Source organism: Alicycliphilus denitrificans K601 (assembly GCF_000204645.1).
Lineage (GTDB): Bacteria > Pseudomonadota > Gammaproteobacteria > Burkholderiales > Burkholderiaceae_C > Alicycliphilus > Alicycliphilus denitrificans.
The window spans coordinates 802,412-820,177 of the sequence record NC_015422.1; the positions used below are offsets into that span (position 1 = coordinate 802,412).

The following is a 17,766-nucleotide window of genomic DNA, read 5'->3' on the forward strand; positions in this document are numbered from 1 at the left end:
ATGCAGCCGATGAAATTCAAGGTGGGCGGCCGTGCGTTCGCCCAGATCGCTGAGTTCCATCCCGAACTCACCGCCTTCCGGCGCGACCTGCATGCCCATCCCGAACTGGGCTTCGAGGAGGTCTACACCAGCGCCCGCGTGCGTGAGGCGCTGCGCGCCGCCGGTGTGGACGAGGTGCACGAGGGCATAGGCCGCACGGGCGTGGTCGGCGTGATCCGCGGCCAGGGGCGCGGCAGCGGCAGCATGATAGGCCTGCGCGCCGACATGGACGCGCTGCCCATGACCGAGCACAACGACTTCGCCTGGAAGTCCTGCAAAAGCGGCCTGATGCACGGCTGCGGGCACGACGGCCACACGGCCATGCTGGTGGGGGCGGCGCGCTACCTTGCGGGCACGCGCCGCTTCGACGGCACGGCGGTGCTGATCTTTCAGCCTGGCGAGGAGGGGTTGGGCGGCGCGCGCGTGATGATCGAGGATGGCTTGTTCGAGCGCTTTCCCGTGCAGGCGGTGTACGCCATGCACAACTGGCCGGCGATGAAGCCGGGCACGGTGGGTATCAACGACGGCGCGATGATGGCCGCGGCCGACCGCATCACCATCGAGATCACGGGCCGCGGTGGCCATGGCGCCCATCCCTACCAGACGGTGGACGTGGTCCTTGTGGCCGGGCACATCATCACGGCGGTGCAGGGCATCGTCTCGCGCAACGTGCGTGCGCTGGACAGCGCGGTGATCAGCCTGTGCGCCGTGCAGGCCGGCGACCTGGGCGCCTTCAGCGTGCTGCCGGGCCAGGCCACCCTGGTGGGCACGGTGCGCGCGTTCGACCCGGCCGTGCAGGACATGGTGGCGCAGCGCATCAAGGACTTGTGCAACGCCATCGCCCTGGGGTTCGGCGCCACGGTCACGGTGCGCTACGAGCGCATCTACCCTGCGACCATCAATACCGCGGGCGAGGCGCGCTTCGCCGGCGACGTGGCCGCGGCCCTGGTGGGCGAGGACAACGTGGACCGCGACCTGGAGCCCAGCATGGGCGCGGAGGATTTCTCCTTCATGCTGCAGGCCAGGCCCGGCGCTTACCTGCGCCTGGGCCAGGGCATGGGTGCGGGCAACAGCACGCTGCACAACAGCCGCTATGACTTCAACGACGACGTGCTGCCCCTGGGTGCGGCCCTGCACGCGGGGCTGGTGGAGCAGGCCATGCTGCTGGCGGATGGGCAGTGAAGCAAGTAAAAACACCGCTAACGCTCATCCATCAAGCGCGTGCAGCTATCAATTCATAAGGAAATCATCTCCTAGCCATGCAGAAAACTCTTTTGCGCTGGTATGACAGCGACGTGGCCCACAGCTTCAGGTCTTCGCCCGTGGCCATTCTGGCGGCGCTGATCGCGCTGGTTTGCACGTTCTGCGCGCTGTTCGCGGGCTGGGTGGCGCCGCACAACCCGTTCGACCTCTCCACGCTGGTGCTGTCCGACTCGCGCCTGCCGCCCGTGTGGATGGCGGAGGGTAGCTGGAAGTACGTGCTGGGCACCGACGACCAGGGGCGCGACATTCTCTCGGCGCTGATCTACGGTGCGCGCATCTCGCTGGTCGTGGGGCTGGCGTCGGTGCTGCTGTCGGTGGTGCTGGGCGTGGCGCTGGGGCTGGTGGCGGGATTTCGCGGCGGCTGGGTCGACGGCGTGCTGATGCGCCTGTGCGACGTGATGCTGTCGTTCCCCGCCATCCTGATCGCGCTCTTGATCGCTGGCGTGGCGCGCGCGGTGTTTCCCGACGCGCCCGAGTCGCTGGCCTTCGGCGTGCTGATCCTTGCCATTTCGCTCACGGGTTGGGTGCAGTACGCGCGCACGGTGCGCGGCTCCACGCTGGTGGAGCGCAACAAGGAATACGTGCAGGCCGCGCGCGTGACGGGCGTGGCGCCCATGCGCATCATGCGCAAGCACGTGCTGCCCAACGTGCTGGGGCCGGTGATGGTGCTGGCCACCATCCAGGTGGCCACGGCCATCATCACCGAGGCCACGCTGTCCTTCCTCGGCGTGGGCGCGCCGCCCACCTCGCCGTCGCTGGGCACGCTGATCCGCATCGGCAACGACTACCTGTTCTCGGGCGAGTGGTGGATCACCATCTTTCCCGGCGTGATGCTGGTGCTGATCGCGCTGTCGGTGAACCTGCTGGGCGACTGGCTGCGCGACGCCCTGAACCCACGCCTGCGGTGACCGCCCATGTCCTTGCTTGAAGTCCAGAACCTCGTCGTCGAATTCCCCACCCGGCGCGGCACGCTGCGCGCGCTCGACGACGTGTCCTTTTCCATCGCGCCGGGCGAGATCCTGGGCGTGGTGGGCGAATCCGGTGCGGGCAAGTCGCTCACGGGCGCGTCCATCATCGGCTTGCTGGAGCCGCCGGGGCGCGTCGCCTCGGGCCAGATACGGCTCGAAGGCCAGCGCATCGACAACCTGCCGCATGCGCAGATGCGCCACATCCGCGGGCGCAAGATCGGCGCCATCTTCCAGGACCCGCTGACCTCGCTGAACCCGCTGTACACCGTGGGCCAGCAGCTGGTGGAGACCATCCTCACCCACCTGCCCATGTCCGCTGCGCAGGCGCGCCAGCGGGCCGTCGACCTGCTCAAGGACACGGGCATTCCCGCGGCCGAGCAGCGCATAGACCACTACCCGCACCAGTTCTCGGGCGGCATGCGCCAGCGCGTGGTGATCGCCCTGGCGCTGGCGGCCGAGCCCCAGCTCATCGTGGCCGATGAGCCCACCACGGCGCTGGACGTATCCATACAGGCGCAGATCATCCAGCTGCTCAAGAGCATCTGCAAGACGCGCGGCGCGGCCGTGATGCTGATCACCCACGACATGGGCGTGATCGCCGAGACCTGCGACCGCGTGGCCGTGATGTACGCGGGCCGCGTGGCCGAGATCGGCCCCGTGCACGAGGTCATCAACCGCCCCGCGCACCCCTACACGGCCGGGCTCATGGCCTCGATCCCCGACATGGAGCAGGACCGCGAGCGCTTGAACCAGATCGACGGCGCCATGCCGCGCCTGAACGCCATCCCGAATGGCTGCGCCTTCAACCCGCGCTGCCCGCAGGTCTTCGACCGCTGCCGCGCGGAGCGCCCCGACTTGATGCCAGCAGGCGCCACGCAGGCCGCCTGCTGGCTGCATGCCGTAGAGAAGGAGGTCGCATGAACCCCGCTCCGAACCCCCTGGTGCGGGCGCACGACCTGGCCAGGACCTTCGACGTCTCTGCCCCCTGGCTTAATCGCGTGATTGAGCGCAAGCCGCGCCAGCTGCTGCACGCCGTGGACGGCGTGAGCTTCGAGATCGAGAAGGGCAAGACCTTGGCCCTGGTGGGCGAATCGGGCTGCGGCAAGAGCACGGTGGCGCGCCTGCTCGTGGGCCTGTACGAGCCCACGCGCGGCGGCTTCAGCTTCGACGGGCAGGATGCGCACGCCGCGTTCAAGGGCAAGGGCGCGCGCGCCATGCGCCGGCGCATCCAGATGATCTTCCAGGACCCCTACGCCAGCCTGAACCCGCGCTGGCTGGTGCAGGACATCATCGGCGAGCCGCTGCGCGAGCATGGCCTGGTCACCCAGGCCGCCGCGCTCAAGACCCGCGTGGGCGAACTGCTCACCTCGGTGGGCCTGGCGCCGCAGGACATGGCCAAGTACCCGCACCAGTTCTCGGGCGGGCAGCGCCAGCGCATCTCCATCGCGCGCGCGCTGGCCACCGAGCCCGAGTTCCTGGTGTGCGACGAGCCCACCAGCGCGCTGGACGTCTCGGTGCAGGCCCAGGTGCTCAACATCATGAAGGACCTGCAGCAGAAGCAGGGCCTGACCTACCTGTTCATCAGCCACAACCTGGCCGTGGTGCGCCACGTGAGCGACCAGGTGGGCGTGATGTACCTGGGCCGCCTGGTGGAGCTGGCCGACAAGCAGCAGCTCTTCAGCCAGCCGCGCCACCCGTACACGCGCATGCTGCTCGACGCCATCCCCAAGATGCACGACACCGGCCGCGCGCGCACGCCCGTGCAGGGCGAGGTGCCGAATCCGCTCGACCCGCCGCCGGGCTGCGCCTTCAACCCGCGTTGCCCCTTCGCCAACGCGCGCTGCCGCAGCGAGCGCCCGCAGCTGCTGCAGGGCGAGGGCGGCGCGCGTGTGGCCTGCCATGCCGTCGAGGAAGGCCGCATCGGGCGCGCGTAGACTGGAGGCTTCGTTTCCAACAACGCAAAGGAGTAATCGCGCATGACTGCCTTCACCCTCACCAGCCCCGACATCGCCGCCGGCAGCACCATTGCCCAGGTTTTCGAATTCGACGGCTTTGGCTGCAGCGGCAAGAACCAGTCGCCCGTGCTGCGCTGGAGCGGCGCGCCCGAGGGCACCAAGAGCTTCGCCGTGAACGTGTACGACCCCGACGCGCCCACGGGATCGGGCTTCTGGCACTGGTACGTGATCGACATCCCCGCCGACGTGACCGAGCTGCCCGCCGACGCAGGCGCCAAGGGCGGCGCGAACCTGCCCAAGGGCGCGCGCCAGATCCGCAACGACTATGGCATCTACGCCTGGGGCGGCGTCTGCCCCCCGCCAGGCGACAAGCCGCACCGCTACATTTTCACGGTGCACGCGCTGTCGGTGGAGCGCATCGAGGTGCCCGACGACGCGCCCGCGGCCCTGACCGGCTTCATGGTCAACGCCAACACGATCGCCAAGGCCTCGTTCACGGCGACCTACGGGCGTTAAGGGCCGAATCGGGCTCCAGCGCTTGTCCAGAAAGCGCTGGTTGCTATCTTTTCAGGTATAGCGCTTGGCGCGCAGGTTGTTCTTCATCTGCTGCAGCACGGGCTGCAGCGGCTCGCCTATGCGCAGCGCCACGCAGGTGGCCAGCACGTCGATGATGAGCAGGTGCAGCAGGCGCGAGACCATGGGGCTGTAGCGGTCGTAGCCCTCGGGGTGGTCGGCCGCGAGGTGGATGCGGCAGCTGTGGGCCAGGGGCGAGCCGCTGGCCGTGATGGCGATCGTCGTGGCGCCGTTTTTGCGCGCGATGTCGGCCGCGTCCATCAGGTCGCGCGTGCGGCCCGAGTTGCTGATGATCACCGCGCAGTCGCCCGGGCCGAGCAGCGTGGCGCTCATGACCTGCATGTGCCCGTCGCTGGTCGCAAGGCTGGTGATGCCCAGGCGGAAGAACTTGTGCTGCGCGTCCTGCGCCACGATGCCGGAGTTGCCCGCGCCGTAGAACTCGATGCGCCGGCCCGTTTGCCAGGTGCCGGCGATGGCCTCGGCCGCGCGCTCCAGCAGCTGGGTGCTGGCCGCGTTGCGGTACTGCAGGAAGGCGGCCATGGCATTGTCCACCACCTTCACGAGCACGTCGCCGGTCTTGTCGTCCGCGTCCACGCTGCGGTGGATGAAGGGCACGCCCTCGCTCACGCTGCCCGCCAGCTTGAGCTTGAAGTCGGCCAGGCCGTCGTAGCCCATGCTGCGGCAGAAGCGCACCACCGTGGGCTTGCTGACGTGGGCGCGCTCGGCCAGCTCGCGCACCGGCAGATGGGCAAAGGCGCGCGGGTCCTTGAGCACGAGCCGCGCCACGCGCTGCTCGGCGGGGGCCAGTGAGGGGAGAGAGGCGGTGATGCGGTCCAGCATGGGAGTGGCGCGATGGGTAAGGGCTGTTACCGAAGAATGTAACGCGGTTTCATGCGCCGGGTGCCGCATACACTTGACGGATGGGCGCTCTGCACGCCCGATGACGAGGATACGCATGAACCAACTCGACGCACTCAAGCAATTCACCACCGTGGTGGCCGACACCGGCGACTTCAAACAGCTCGCGCAGTTCCAGCCGCGCGACGCCACCACCAATCCTTCGCTGATCCTCAAGGCCGTGCAGAAGAGCGAATACGCGCCGCTGCTCAAGGACTGCGTGACGCGCTGGCACGGCCGCGGCATCGACGAGCTGATGGACCGCCTCATCGTGCGCTTCGGCTGCGAGATCCTGTCCCTCATCCCGGGACGCGTATCGACGGAGGTGGACGCGCGCCTGTCCTTCGACACGGCCGCCACCGTGGCCCGCGCCGAGCGCATCGTGGAGCTGTACCAAGCTGAGGGCGTGCACATCGACCGCGTGCTCATCAAGATCGCCGCCACCTGGGAGGGAATCCAGGCCGCGCGCCGGCTGGAGGAGCGCGGCATCCACACCAACCTCACGCTGCTGTTCTCCTTCGCGCAGGCCGTGGCCTGCGGGCAGGCGAAGGTGCAGCTCATCTCGCCCTTCGTCGGCCGCATCTACGACTGGTACAAGAAACAGGCCGGCAGCAATTGGGACGAGGCCGCCATGGCCGGCGCCAACGACCCCGGCGTGCAGTCGGTGCGCGCCATCTACAACCACTACAAGCATTTCGGCATAGCCACCGAGGTCATGGGCGCGAGCTTCCGCAACACGGGCCAGATCGTGGCGCTGGCGGGCTGCGACCTGCTGACCATCGCGCCCGAGCTGCTGGCCCAACTGGCCGCCAGCGACGCGCCGCTCGCGCGCGTGCTCGACCCCGAGGCCGCGCGCCACGTGCAGATGGCGCCCGTGCAGTACGACGAGCCGGGCTTCCGCTACGCGCTCAACGCCGACGCCATGGCCACCGAGAAACTGGCCGAGGGCATCCGCGCCTTCGCCGCCGATGCGGCCAGGCTCGAACAACTGATGCAAGCCGCTGCATGAGCTTTGCCGATCCACACACCCGCTGCGACCGCACCCCCGCCTGGCAGCGCCTGCATGCGCATTACGACGCCGCCGGCCGCGGCTTCGACCTGCGCGCGGCCTTCGAGCGGGACGCGCGGCGCTTTACGCGCTTCAGCCAGCAGGCGCCGTACGTGTTCGCCGACCTGTCCAAGAACCTGATCGACGCGCAAACCGAGGCCCTGCTGCTGCAGCTGGCGCGCGAATGCGGCCTGGAGGCCTACCGCGACGCCATGTTCGCGGGTGCGCCCATCAACGGCACCGAGCAGCGCGCGGTGATGCACTGGTTGTTGCGAGAACCGTCCCCAGCCCAATCCGGGCAAGCGCTGGAAGCTACGGATACCGTAGCGAACGGCCTGCGCGAAGTGCACGCCACGCTGGACGCCATGCTGCGGCTTGCCGAGCGCGTGCGCGCCGACGAGGCCATCACCGACATCGTGAACATCGGCATCGGCGGCTCGGACCTGGGGCCGGCCATGGTGGTCAAGGCGCTCGACGACCTGCGCCACCCGGGCAAGCGCCTGCACTTCGTCTCCAACGTCGATGGCATGGAGCTCGGCAGCCTGCTGCGCCAGCTGCGGCCCGCGAACACGCTGTTCCTCATCGCCTCCAAGACCTTCACCACGCTGGAGACGATGACCAACGCCCACGCCGCGCGCGAATGGTTCCTGGCGCAGGGCGGCAGCCAGGACGGGCTGGTGCGGCATTTCTACGCGCTCACCACCAACCTGGAGGCGGCGGCGCAGTTCGGCATCGAGACCACGCTGGGCTTCTGGGACTGGGTGGGCGGGCGCTATTCGCTGTGGTCCGCCATCGGCCTGCCCATCGCCATCGCCATCGGCGCGCAGGGCTTCCGGGACCTCCTGGCCGGCGCGCACGCCATGGACGAGCATTTCCGTACCACCCCCCTGGAGGCCAACCTGCCCGTGCGCCTGGCGCTGCTGGACCTGTGGTACCGCAACTTCCACGGCTTCGCCAGTCGCAGCATGGCGCCCTACAGCCACGGCCTGCGCCGCCTGCCGGCCTATCTGCAGCAGCTGGAGATGGAGAGCAACGGCAAGGGCGTGGACGCGCAGGGCGATCCGCTGCCCTATGCCACGGCGCCCGTGGTCTGGGGCGAGCCCGGCACCAACGGCCAGCACGCGTTTTTCCAGATGATCCACCAGGGGCCGGACACCGTGCCCGTGGAATTCATCGCGTTGCGCGAGCCCGGCCGTGACTTGAAGGGGCAGCACCCGCGCCTGGTGGCCAATGCCCTGGCCCAGGCGCGCGCGCTGATGATGGGCCGCCCGCATGAGCAGGACGGCCACCGCCGCTTCGCGGGCAACCGGCCCAGCACCTTCCTGCTGCTCGAATGCCTGGACCCGGCCTCGCTGGGCGCGCTTATCGCGCTCTACGAGCACCGCGTGTTCGCCAGCGGCGCGCTGTGGGGCATTAACAGCTTCGACCAATGGGGCGTGGAGCTGGGCAAGACGATCGCCAGGGACCTGGAGCCGCGCCTGGCCACGGGCGACGTCCAGGGGCTGGATGCATCGACCGCGGGGCTGCTGCGGCGCCTCGCGCCAATGGCCTGAATCTTGGACACCCTTTCCCCTCCGGGAGCGGCGCACCATGAAAAAAGCCCGCAGGCGCAATGCCTGCGGGCTTTTGAAGGGAATTGCATGGCGCCTTGGCAGACGCCAGCGGGCCCGGGCGATTACATGCCCATGCCGCCCATGCCACCCATGCCGCCCATGTCGGGCATGCCGCCTGCGGGGGCGTCGTCCTTCGGGGCCTCGGCCACCATGGCCTCGGTCGTCAGCAGCAGAGAGGCCACGGAAGCGGCGTTCTGCAGGGCCGTGCGGGTCACCTTGGTGGGGTCCAGGATGCCCATTTCCAGCATGTCGCCGTAGGTGTCGTTGGCGGCGTTGAAGCCGTAGTTGCCCTTGCCGTTCAGCACTTCGTTCACCACCACCGAGGGTTCGCCACCGGCGTTGGCCACGATCTCGCGCAGGGGCGCCTCGATGGCCTTCAGGATCAGCTTGATGCCGGCGTCCTGGTCGGGGTTGTCACCCTTGAGCTGGCCCACGGCCTGGCGTGCGCGCAGCAGGGCCACGCCGCCACCGGCCACGATGCCTTCTTCCACCGCAGCGCGCGTGGCGTGCAGGGCGTCTTCCACGCGGGCCTTCTTTTCCTTCATCTCGACCTCGGTGGCAGCGCCGACCTTGATCACGGCCACGCCGCCGGCCAGCTTGGCCACGCGCTCCTGGAGCTTTTCGCGGTCGTAGTCGCTGGTGGCTTCCTCGATCTGGATGCGGATCTGCTTGACGCGGGCCTGGATGTCGTCGGCATTGCCGGCGCCGTCGATGATGGTGGTGTTTTCCTTGCCCACCTCGATGGTCTTGGCCTGGCCCAGGTCGGCCAGCGTCACCTTCTCCAGCGACAGGCCCACTTCCTCGGCGATCACCTTGCCGCCCGTCAGGATGGCGATGTCTTCCAGCATGGCCTTGCGGCGGTCACCGAAGCCAGGCGCCTTGACGGCCACGACCTTCAGGATGCCACGGATGGTGTTCACCACCAGGGTCGCCAGGGCTTCGCCCTCGACGTCCTCGGCGATGATCAAGAGCGGACGGCCGGCCTTGGCCACGGCTTCCAGCGTGGGCAGCAGGTCGCGGATGTTGCTGATCTTCTTGTCGAACAGCAGCACGAAGGGGTTGTCCAGCAGCGCGACCTGCTTCTCGGGGTTGTTGATGAAGTAGGGCGACAGGTAGCCGCGGTCGAACTGCATGCCTTCCACGACGTCCAGCTCGTTGTTCAGGCTCTTGCCGTCCTCGACGGTGATCACGCCTTCCTTGCCCACCTTGTCCATGGCGTTGGCGATGATTTCGCCGATGCTGGAGTCGGAGTTGGCGGAGATCGAACCCACCTGGGCGATTTCCTTGGAGGTCGTCGTAGCCTTGGAGGCCTTCTTCAGCTCTTCCACCAGGGCCGTGACGGCCTTGTCGATGCCGCGCTTGAGGTCCATGGGGTTCAGGCCAGCGGCCACGTACTTGCTGCCTTCGCGCACGATGGCCTGGGCCAGCACGGTGGCGGTGGTGGTGCCGTCACCGGCGTTGTCGCTGGTCTTGGAGGCCACTTCCTTCACGAGCTGGGCGCCCATGTTCTGGATCTTGTCCTTGAGCTCGATCTCCTTGGCCACGGACACGCCGTCCTTGGTCACGGTGGGGGCACCGAACGAGCGCTCGAGCACCACGTTGCGGCCCTTGGGGCCCAGGGTCACCTTGACCGCGTTGGCCAGGATGTTCACGCCTTCAACCATGCGGGCGCGGGCTTCGCCGCCGAAAACTACGTCTTTTGCTGCCATGTGTGGCTCCTACGAATTTTGAATCAAAAAGGCTGCAAAGGCTTGTGTATCAAGCGAGAGCAGCTATGAAAATTGATGGTTTGGATATGGGTGGGAATTACTTCTCGACCACGGCAAACAGATCGTCTTCCTTCATGACCAGCAGTTCGTCGCCGTGAACCTTCACGGTCTGGCCGCTGTACTTGCCGAACAGCACGCGGTCACCCACCTTCACGCTCATGGCAATGCGGTCACCGTCCTCGTCCAGCCTGCCGGGGCCAACGGCCACCACCTCACCCTGGTCGGGCTTCTCGGCGGCGTTGTCGGGGATCACGATGCCCGAGGCGGTCTTGGTTTCGTTTTCCAGGCGCTTGACGATCACGCGATCGGCGAGAGGGCGCAGGTTCATAGGATCTCCTTGCGATGCACAAACAAAGGGTGGTAACGACAGCAGCCCATACGGGCTGCCTGAGGGGTAGGGCGGTGTTGTTAGCACTCAACCCTTACGAGTGCTAATAATAAAGCCGTTTTTTCCCATTTCAAGGGCCTGGGCCCAGAAAGTCAGGGGATATGGCACTGCCGCGCGTCCGCGGCCGGCGCGGATACGCGCCTAGCCCGGGGCCAGGAGCTGTCCGATGATGTGCCAGTGGTCGTCGTGGAACTGGTCTTCCATGCCGGCCAGCTGCTCCTGCGCCACCCATTGGGCATGTGCCGCATCGTCGCCGCCGCGCACCTCGGGCAGGGCGTCGTCGTCCAGGTCGAAGAAATAGGCGTGGGTGATGACGCGCCCGCGCTGGCTGCGCTCGGGGTGGTCGAACACGCGCACCGCGCGCAGCGCCTGGCGCAGGCGCTCTTCGGGCAGGGGGCAGTGGGTTTCCTCGGCCAGCTCGCGCAGGCAGGACTGCCACAGCGTGTCGTGCGGCTCGACGAAGCCGCCGGGCAGGGCCCACAGGCCCTTGCCGGGGGCGTGGGCGCGGCGGATCAGCAGCACCCGGCCCTGGCAGCGCAGCAGCGCATCTACTGTGACGAAGACCGGCGGGTAGGGCGCGCAGGCCCAGCTGTTGCGGTACGCGCGCAGCATGCGCCATTCTTCCTGCAGGGCGGGGTAATGCGCCGTGTGCGCGAATTGCTCCAGCCACGCGCGCGTCGCCGCCGGGATGTGGGGCGCCCATGGGGCCAGCGCCGCCTCCGGCGTGGAGGCGCTGGCGCCGAGGTAGGCGTCGCGTATGGCGGTCGCGTCGATCGTGCCCTGGCGCTCCATGCGGATCAGGTCCCAGCCGGGAAAGGCCCGCAGGTAGCCGCTGCTGCTGTCCTTGAAGTGGCCGACCAGGGCCAGGCGTGCCCGGGCCGGCGTGGCCTGGGCCACGGCCTGCCGCACGGCATCGGCCCAGCGCGGCTCGTCGTAGTAGTCGCGCATGGGTAGCATGGTCAGGCGTGCGCGCTCGGGTTCGGGCAGGGCGGCGCGCAGCATCTGGGCGCGCTCCTGCCAGGTGAAGGGGTTCTTCGGCGTGCGCGCCTGGAAGGCCGAGCCCACGACGACGACGGCCTGCCGCGCCCGGGCCAGGGCCTCGCGCAGCAGCGCCAGGTGGCCGTTGTGCACGGGCTGGAAGCGTCCGATCAGGACGGCGGCGTCGTACATGGGGCCGCCGGGCTTACAGCCCGGCCGCTGCGCGCAGCGCCTGGGCTTTGTCCGTGCGCTCCCAGGTGAACTCGGGCTCCTCGCGGCCGAAGTGGCCGTAGGCGGCGGTCTTGGCGTAGATGGGCCGTAGCAGGTCCAGCATCTGGATGATGCCCTTGGGGCGCAGGTCGAAATACTCGTGCACCAGCTGGGCGATGCGCTCGTCGGAGATCACGCCCGTGCCCTCGGTGTACACGGTGATGTTCATGGGCCGGGCCACGCCGATGGCGTAGGCCACCTGAATCTGGCACTGGCGCGCCAGGCCCGCGGCGACGATGTTCTTGGCCACGTAGCGCGCGGCGTAGGCGGCGCTGCGGTCCACCTTCGTCGGGTCCTTGCCGCTGAACGCGCCGCCGCCGTGCGGGCAGGCGCCGCCGTAGGTGTCTACGATGATCTTGCGGCCCGTGAGGCCGCAGTCGCCCTGCGGGCCGCCGATGACGAAGCGGCCCGTGGGGTTGATGAGGTACTTGGTGTCCTTGAGCCACTCCTTGGGGAGCACGGGCTTGATGATCTCCTCGATGATGGCCTCGGTGAAGCTGGCCTTCATCTTCGTGGCGGTCTCGCTCTGGTCGGGGCTGTGCTGGGTAGAGAGCACCACGGTGTCGATGCTGTGCGGCTTGCCGTCCAGGTAGCGCATGGTCACCTGGCTCTTGGCGTCGGGGCGCAGGAAGGGCAGGCGGCCGTCCTTGCGCAGCTGGGCCTGGCGCTCCACCAGGCGGTGCGCGTAGTAGATGGGCGCGGGCATGAGCTCGGGAGTCTCGTCGCAGGCGTAGCCGAACATCAGGCCCTGGTCGCCGGCGCCGGTGTTCAGGTGGTCGTCGCTCGCGTGGTCCACGCCCTGGGCGATGTCGTTGCTCTGCTTGTCGTAGGCCACCAGTACCGCGCAGCCCTTGTAGTCGATGCCGTACTCGGTGTTGTCGTAGCCGATGCGCTTGATGGTGTCGCGCGCGACCTGGATGTAGTCCACGTGCGCGTTGGTCGTGATCTCGCCGGCCAGCACCACGAGGCCCGTGTTGGTCAGCGTCTCGGCGGCCACGCGCGAGCGCGGGTCCTGCTCGAAGATCGCGTCCAGGATGGCGTCCGAGATCTGGTCCGCCACCTTGTCGGGGTGGCCCTCAGAAACCGATTCGGACGTGAAGAGGAAGTCGTTCGCCATTTGAATAAACTCCATGGTTCAGCATTTTTGGGCGTTGCCCATAGCTTGCGGAGCTTTGTGGCGAACGCTTTAGCAGTTGTGTTTAACGTCGCCCTGCAAGTTGCTCATTTAACTCGGCGACCGCGCCATTGTAATGCCATCGATTTTTCGCCTTCTTTCTGCGCTGCCATTGTGGTTGTTGCATGCCATCGGCGCGCTGCTGGGGTGGGTGGCATTCTGCGCGTCGCCCACGTACCGCCGGCGCTTCCTGGCCAACGCGGCGCGCGCGGGCTACCGGCTGCGTGACGTGCGCGCCGCCGTGGCGCATGCGGGCCGCATGGTGGCCGAGGCGCCGCGCCTGTGGCTGGCGCCCGAGCCGCCCCCCTGCGAGGTGCGCAACGCCGAATGCGTGCAGCGGGCCTGGGAGCAGGGGCGCGGCATCGTGTTCCTCACGCCGCATATCGGCTGCTTCGAGATGTCGGTGCAGGAGGGGGCGCGGCGCTGGTCGCCGCAGCATGGGTCCTTCACCATCCTCTACCGCCCCGCGCGCCAGCCCTGGCTGGCGCGGGTGATGCAGACCGCGCGCAACCGCCCGGGCATCGCGGCCGTGCCGACCTCGCTGCAGGGCGTGCGCCAGATGCTCAAGGCGCTGCGCGCGGGCCGCGCCGTGGGCCTGCTGCCCGACCAGGTGCCGCCCCAGGGGCAGGGTCTGTGGTCGCCTTTCTTCGGCCAGTCGGCCTACACCATGACGCTGGCCGCGCGCCTGGTGCAGCAGACGGGCGCGGCCGTCATCCTCGCGCGCTGCGAGCGCCTGCCACGCGGGCGCGGCTACGTGCTGCACCTGCAGGCGCTGGAGCAGCCGCTGGCGCCTACACTCGACGCCGCCGTGCTGCAGATCAACCAAGCCATGGAACGACTGATTCGCCAAAGCCCCGACCAATACCTGTGGGGCTATGCCCGCTACAAGCAGCCGCGCGCCGAGGCGCAGCAGCCGGAGAGCATCGCGTGACGGCGCGGCTGGCGTCGCGTGCGGGCATTGCCCTGCTGAACCTGCTCGGCCGCCTGCCGCTGCCCGCGCTGCGCGCGCTGGGCGCGTGGATCGGCCGCCTGCTGTTCGTGCTGGCCGCGCCGCGGCGCAAGGTGGCGCTGCGCAACCTGGAGCTGTGCTTTCCCGATGTGCCAGAGCAGCAGCGCCGCGCCTGGGCGCGCGAGTCGTTCGAGTCGTTCTGCCAGACCTTCCTCGACCGGGGCTGGCTCTGGTCGGGCTCCGAGGCGCTGGTGCGCAGCCGCGTGAAGCTCGTCGGCGCGGTGCAGGAGCTCGAAGGCGACACGCCCACCATCGTCTTCGCGCCGCACTTCTACAGCATGGACGCGGGCGGGCTTGCGCTACCTTTGAACACCGGGCGCGAGTTCACCTCCATCTTCGCCACCAATCCCGACCCGGCGCTGGACGCCTGGTTCATGGGCGGGCGCCAGCGCTTCGGCAACGTGCGCATGCTCAACCGCGCCGACGGGGTCAAGCCCATCATCGCGTGCCTGCGCAAGGGGGGGCTGCTGTACCTGCTGCCCGACATGGACTACGGCCGCAACGACTCGGTCTTCGTGCCCTTCTTCGCCATGCCCGATGCGGCCACCATCCCCTCGCTCTCGCGCTTCGCGCGCCTGGGCCGCGCCAAGGTGGTGGCGTTGTACAGCCGCATGACGCCCGAGGGCTACGTGGCCGAGCTCACGCCCGCCTGGGAGAACTTTCCCACCGACGACCACGTGGCCGACACGGCGCGCATGAACCGCGAGCTGGAGGCCGCCATCCGCACCATGCCTGCGCAGTACTACTGGGTGCACAAGCGCTTCAAGACGCGGCCCGAGGGGCAGCCGTCGCTCTATTAAAGAAAAATCGCTGCAGCGCCTACTGGATGGGCGCTATACGCTATTGAAATCGTAGTCTTTGTGCAGCCCCTGCCACCGCGTCGTGGAACGCCTGCGCCGCAGGGCTGAGCGGCCGCCCGCGCCGGCGCACGATGCCCACGCTGCGCGCAATGCGCGGTGCCACCAGGGGTATGCTCACCAGCGCTGCGCTGGTGGCGCCGGCTAGCGCCAGTTGCGGCACTGCGCCCACGCCCACGCCTGCCTCGATCAGGCTCAGCACGGCCGGCACGTGCTGCGCCTCGCAGCTCCAGCGCGGGCGCGCGCCGTTGCCGGCCAGCCCCTGCTCGATCAGCAAGCGGTTGCCGCTACCCGGCGCCAGGGCGATGCAGTCGTGGCCGGCCAGCTCGGCCCATTCGATGGCGGGGCGCTGTGCCAGCGGATGGTCGCTGCGGCAGGCCAGCACGAAGGGCTCGTCCACCAGCGGGTCGAAGTCCAGGTCGGGTTCCTGCGTGCCCAGGTAGCTGATGCCGAAGTCTGCCTCCGCGCGTGCGACGGACATCAGGATCTCCGGCGCCGGCTGGTCCAGCACACGCAGGCGGATGCGTGGAAAGCGCTGCTGGAAGCCGCGCGCGGCCTGCGCCACGAAGTTGTCCACGGCCGAGGGGATGCAGGCCACGGTGACCAGACCGTGGATGCGCTCGGCCAGGTCGGCCATGCCCAGCAGCGCGCCCTCCAGTTCGGCTAGCACGTGCCGCGCGCGCGGCAGGAAGGCGCGGCCCATGGCGTTGAGCTCCACCTTGCGCGTGCTGCGCTCCAGCAGGCGAAAGCCCAGTGCCTGCTCCAGCTTGTCCACGCGGCGCGAGAGCGCGGGCTGCGACAGGTGCAGCGCCTCGGCGGCGGCGCGAAAACTGGCGAGATCGGCCACGGCGACGAAGGCACGCAGGTCGGAGAGGTCGAAATTCATGCGCAAAGCAAATTAATCAAAAAGATATTTGCAATTTACAGCGAAGCGCGTTGCCGCGAGGATTCGCGGGCATTCGATTCCCAAGGAGAGACACACATGTTCCCCATCCGCTGGAAGGCCGCCCTGGGCTGCCTGGCCTTGATTTCCCTGGCCGTAGTGACCCAAGCTCAGGCACAGGCCCCCTGGCCCGCGCGCGCCATCACGCTGATCGTGCCCTTTGCCGCGGGCGGCGGCACCGACAGCATCGCGCGCGACATCGCCAAGAACATGGCCGAGCGGCTGGGCCAGCCCGTGGTGGTGGACAACCGCGGCGGCGCGGGCGGCGCCATTGGCGCCCAGGCTGTGGCCAAGGCCGCGCCGGACGGCTACACGCTGTTGTTCGCCACCTCCACCTTTGCTACCAACGCGGCCGTGGAGCCCAGGCTGCCCTACGACCCGGTGAAGGATTTCGCGCCCGTGGCCATGATCGGCCGCGGCCCGCTGCTGGTCGTCACCAGCAAGCAGCTCGGCGTGGGCAGCGTGGCGCAGCTCGTGGCGGCGGCCAAGGCCCGGCCCGAGGGGTTGAACTTCTGCTCGGCCGGCAACGGCAGCATCAACCACCTGGCGGGCGAGATGTTCCGCCAGAAGACGGGCCTGTCGATGACGCACGTGCCTTTCAAAGGCAGCGCGCCGGCCACGGTGGAGCTGCTGGCCGGGCGCGTGGACCTGTTCTTCGCCACTGTGCCCACGATTCAGAGCCATCTGAAGGAGAACCAGCTCGGCCTGCTGGCCGTGACCAGCGCCAAGCGTTCGCGCCTCTTCCCCAACCTGCCCACGCTGGCAGAGGCCGGCGTGCCGGGCTACGACGTGACCACCTGGTGGGGCGTGCTGGCCCCGGCCAAGACACCCGCGTCCATCGTCGAGGCGCTGAACCGCGCCGTGAACGAATCCGCCGCCGCCGAACCGGTCAAGGGCCGGCTGCAGCACGAGGGTGCCGACCCGGTGCGCCTCGCGCCCGCCGCGTTCGGCGAGGAGCTGCGCAAGGAGCTGGCGCTGTGGCGCAACGTGGCCGCCGCGCCGGGCATGCAACTGCGCTGAAGGAGGGCAACGCCATGCAACACACACTTTCCCGCCGCACCTTCGTGGGCGCGTCCGCCGCGCTGGCCCTGACCGGCTGGGCCCGTGCCCAGGGCGGCTACCCGAACAAGCCCATCACCGTCATCGTGCCCTACGCACCGGGCGGGCAGGGCGACGTGTTCGCGCGCCTCGTCGGCGAGCCGCTGGCGCGCGCGCTCGGCCAGCCCGTGGTGGTGGACAACCGCCCCGGCGCCAGCGGCGCGCTGGGCACCCGGCTGGCCGCGCGTGCGCCGGCCGACGGCTACACGCTGCTCATGGGCCAGACGGGCGAGATCGCCATCAACGGCGCCGCCATGAAGAACCCGGGCTACGACGCGCTCAAGGACCTGCGCGCCGTGGCACTGGTGGGCGACGCGCCGCTGGTGCTGGCTGTGCCCGCCGCCTCGCCTTTCAAGAGCTTGGCCGACTTGGTGCAGGCCGCGCGCGAGCGGCCGGGCAGCGTGGCCTACGCCTCGTCGGGCACGGCCACGCCGGGCCACCTGGCCGCCGCCGAACTGGCCGCGCGCACCGGCACGCAGATGACGCACATTCCTTACAAGGGCGCGGGCCAGGCCATCGCCGACCTGATCGGCGCGCAGGTGCAGTTCTTCTTCGCCAGCGCCTCGTCCATCGTCGGGTACGTCAAGGGCGGCAAGGTGCGGGCGCTGGCCGTCTCCAAGCCTGCACGCATCGCCGCGTTGCCCGGCGTGCCGGCGGTGTCGGACACGCTGCCGGACTTCGCCTTCAGTCTCTGGGGCGGCTACTTCGCCCCGCGCGGCACGCCCGACGCGATGGTCCAACGGCTGGCAGGCGAGATCGGCCGCATCATCGCCCAGGGTCCGCTGCGCGAGCGCCTCGAAGCCGAGGGCAGCGCGGTGGAGGCGGGCACGCCCAAGAGCTTCGATGCCTTCGTGCGCGCCGAGGCCGACAAATATGCGCGGCTGGTCAAGGCCGCCGGCGCCACGCTCGAAGGCTGAACCTTTC

At 68.9% G+C, this 17,766-nt stretch carries 17 protein-coding genes; 11 read left to right on the forward strand and 6 right to left on the reverse strand.

Annotated features, from left to right (window positions below):
- The 5 genes from ALIDE2_RS03815 to ALIDE2_RS03835 all read left to right on the forward strand — a co-directional run bounded on the left by ALIDE2_RS03815 (window position 1) and on the right by ALIDE2_RS03835 (window position 4,741).
- Window positions 1-1,221 carry a M20 aminoacylase family protein gene (locus ALIDE2_RS03815; protein ID WP_013721450.1) on the forward strand — a complete coding sequence of 407 codons (1,221 nt, stop codon included), beginning with the start codon at window positions 1-3 and terminating at the stop codon, window positions 1,219-1,221.
- A 77-nt stretch (window positions 1,222-1,298) separates the two neighbouring features.
- On the forward strand, window positions 1,299-2,210 hold the full coding sequence (locus ALIDE2_RS03820; RefSeq protein WP_013517704.1) for an ABC transporter permease: 912 nt from the start codon (window positions 1,299-1,301) through the stop codon (window positions 2,208-2,210).
- A gap of 6 nt (window positions 2,211-2,216) precedes the next feature.
- Entirely contained in the window at window positions 2,217-3,191 is a 975-nt protein-coding gene (locus ALIDE2_RS03825; protein ID WP_013517705.1) for an ABC transporter ATP-binding protein, read from the forward strand.
- Window positions 3,188-4,204, forward strand: a complete 1,017-nt coding sequence (locus tag ALIDE2_RS03830) for an ABC transporter ATP-binding protein (RefSeq protein WP_013517706.1) — start codon at window positions 3,188-3,190, stop codon at window positions 4,202-4,204. Before ALIDE2_RS03825 ends, ALIDE2_RS03830 begins: the two co-directional genes overlap by 4 nt.
- A gap of 42 nt (window positions 4,205-4,246) precedes the next feature.
- Window positions 4,247-4,741 carry a YbhB/YbcL family Raf kinase inhibitor-like protein gene (locus ALIDE2_RS03835; protein WP_013517707.1) on the forward strand — a complete coding sequence of 165 codons (495 nt, stop codon included), beginning with the start codon at window positions 4,247-4,249 and terminating at the stop codon, window positions 4,739-4,741.
- Between the two features lie 51 nt (window positions 4,742-4,792).
- On the opposite strand, the gene ALIDE2_RS03840 is transcribed toward ALIDE2_RS03835, so the two are convergent.
- Window positions 4,793-5,638 carry a MurR/RpiR family transcriptional regulator gene (locus tag ALIDE2_RS03840; protein ID WP_013517708.1) on the reverse strand — a complete coding sequence of 282 codons (846 nt, stop codon included), beginning with the start codon at window positions 5,636-5,638 and terminating at the stop codon, window positions 4,793-4,795.
- 115 nt (window positions 5,639-5,753) lie between these two features.
- Between ALIDE2_RS03840 and tal the strand changes: the two genes are divergently transcribed.
- Together tal and pgi are read left to right on the forward strand one after the other, a co-directional pair.
- On the forward strand, window positions 5,754-6,704 hold the full coding sequence (gene tal / locus ALIDE2_RS03845; protein WP_013517709.1) for a transaldolase: 951 nt from the start codon (window positions 5,754-5,756) through the stop codon (window positions 6,702-6,704).
- Window positions 6,701-8,296, forward strand: coding sequence for a glucose-6-phosphate isomerase (pgi, locus tag ALIDE2_RS03850; protein WP_013517710.1), 1,596 nt, complete (start codon window positions 6,701-6,703; stop codon window positions 8,294-8,296). Before tal ends, pgi begins: the two co-directional genes overlap by 4 nt.
- 122 nt (window positions 8,297-8,418) lie before the next feature.
- Here the strand turns inward: pgi and groL are convergent, their stop codons facing one another.
- From groL to metK, 4 genes are all read right to left on the reverse strand, one after another.
- Complete coding sequence (gene groL, locus ALIDE2_RS03855) at window positions 8,419-10,065, reverse strand: chaperonin GroEL (RefSeq protein WP_013517711.1); 1,647 nt, start codon at window positions 10,063-10,065, stop codon at window positions 8,419-8,421.
- Window positions 10,066-10,162: 97 nt separating this feature from the next.
- Window positions 10,163-10,453, reverse strand: a complete 291-nt coding sequence (groES, locus tag ALIDE2_RS03860) for a co-chaperone GroES (protein WP_013517712.1) — start codon at window positions 10,451-10,453, stop codon at window positions 10,163-10,165.
- 201 nt (window positions 10,454-10,654) lie between these two features.
- The gene (locus ALIDE2_RS03865) at window positions 10,655-11,683 is read right to left on the reverse strand and encodes a bifunctional nicotinamide-nucleotide adenylyltransferase/Nudix hydroxylase (protein WP_013721451.1); all 1,029 of its coding nucleotides are present in this window, start codon (window positions 11,681-11,683) and stop codon (window positions 10,655-10,657) included.
- Between the two features lie 13 nt (window positions 11,684-11,696).
- The gene (metK, locus tag ALIDE2_RS03870) at window positions 11,697-12,878 is read right to left on the reverse strand and encodes a methionine adenosyltransferase (RefSeq protein WP_013517714.1); all 1,182 of its coding nucleotides are present in this window, start codon (window positions 12,876-12,878) and stop codon (window positions 11,697-11,699) included.
- 133 nt (window positions 12,879-13,011) lie between these two features.
- Between metK and ALIDE2_RS03875 the strand changes: the two genes are divergently transcribed.
- Window positions 13,012-13,866 (forward strand): lysophospholipid acyltransferase family protein, encoded by an 855-nt coding sequence (locus ALIDE2_RS03875; RefSeq protein ID WP_013517715.1) that lies wholly within the window; start codon window positions 13,012-13,014, stop codon window positions 13,864-13,866.
- Window positions 13,867-13,874: 8 nt separating this feature from the next.
- On the forward strand, window positions 13,875-14,744 hold the full coding sequence (locus ALIDE2_RS03880; RefSeq protein WP_041701262.1) for a lysophospholipid acyltransferase family protein: 870 nt from the start codon (window positions 13,875-13,877) through the stop codon (window positions 14,742-14,744).
- A gap of 40 nt (window positions 14,745-14,784) precedes the next feature.
- On the opposite strand, the gene ALIDE2_RS03885 is transcribed toward ALIDE2_RS03880, so the two are convergent.
- A complete protein-coding gene (locus tag ALIDE2_RS03885) occupies window positions 14,785-15,687 on the reverse strand; it encodes a LysR family transcriptional regulator (protein WP_013517717.1) in 903 nt (300 codons plus the stop codon).
- 96 nt (window positions 15,688-15,783) lie between these two features.
- On the opposite strand from ALIDE2_RS03885, the gene ALIDE2_RS03890 reads away from it, so the two are divergent.
- Together ALIDE2_RS03890 and ALIDE2_RS03895 are read left to right on the forward strand one after the other, a co-directional pair.
- Window positions 15,784-16,764 carry a tripartite tricarboxylate transporter substrate binding protein gene (locus tag ALIDE2_RS03890; protein ID WP_013517718.1) on the forward strand — a complete coding sequence of 327 codons (981 nt, stop codon included), beginning with the start codon at window positions 15,784-15,786 and terminating at the stop codon, window positions 16,762-16,764.
- A 14-nt stretch (window positions 16,765-16,778) separates the two neighbouring features.
- Window positions 16,779-17,759, forward strand: coding sequence for a Bug family tripartite tricarboxylate transporter substrate binding protein (locus ALIDE2_RS03895; RefSeq protein ID WP_013517719.1), 981 nt, complete (start codon window positions 16,779-16,781; stop codon window positions 17,757-17,759).
- The last annotated feature ends 7 nt before the right edge of the window (window positions 17,760-17,766 follow it).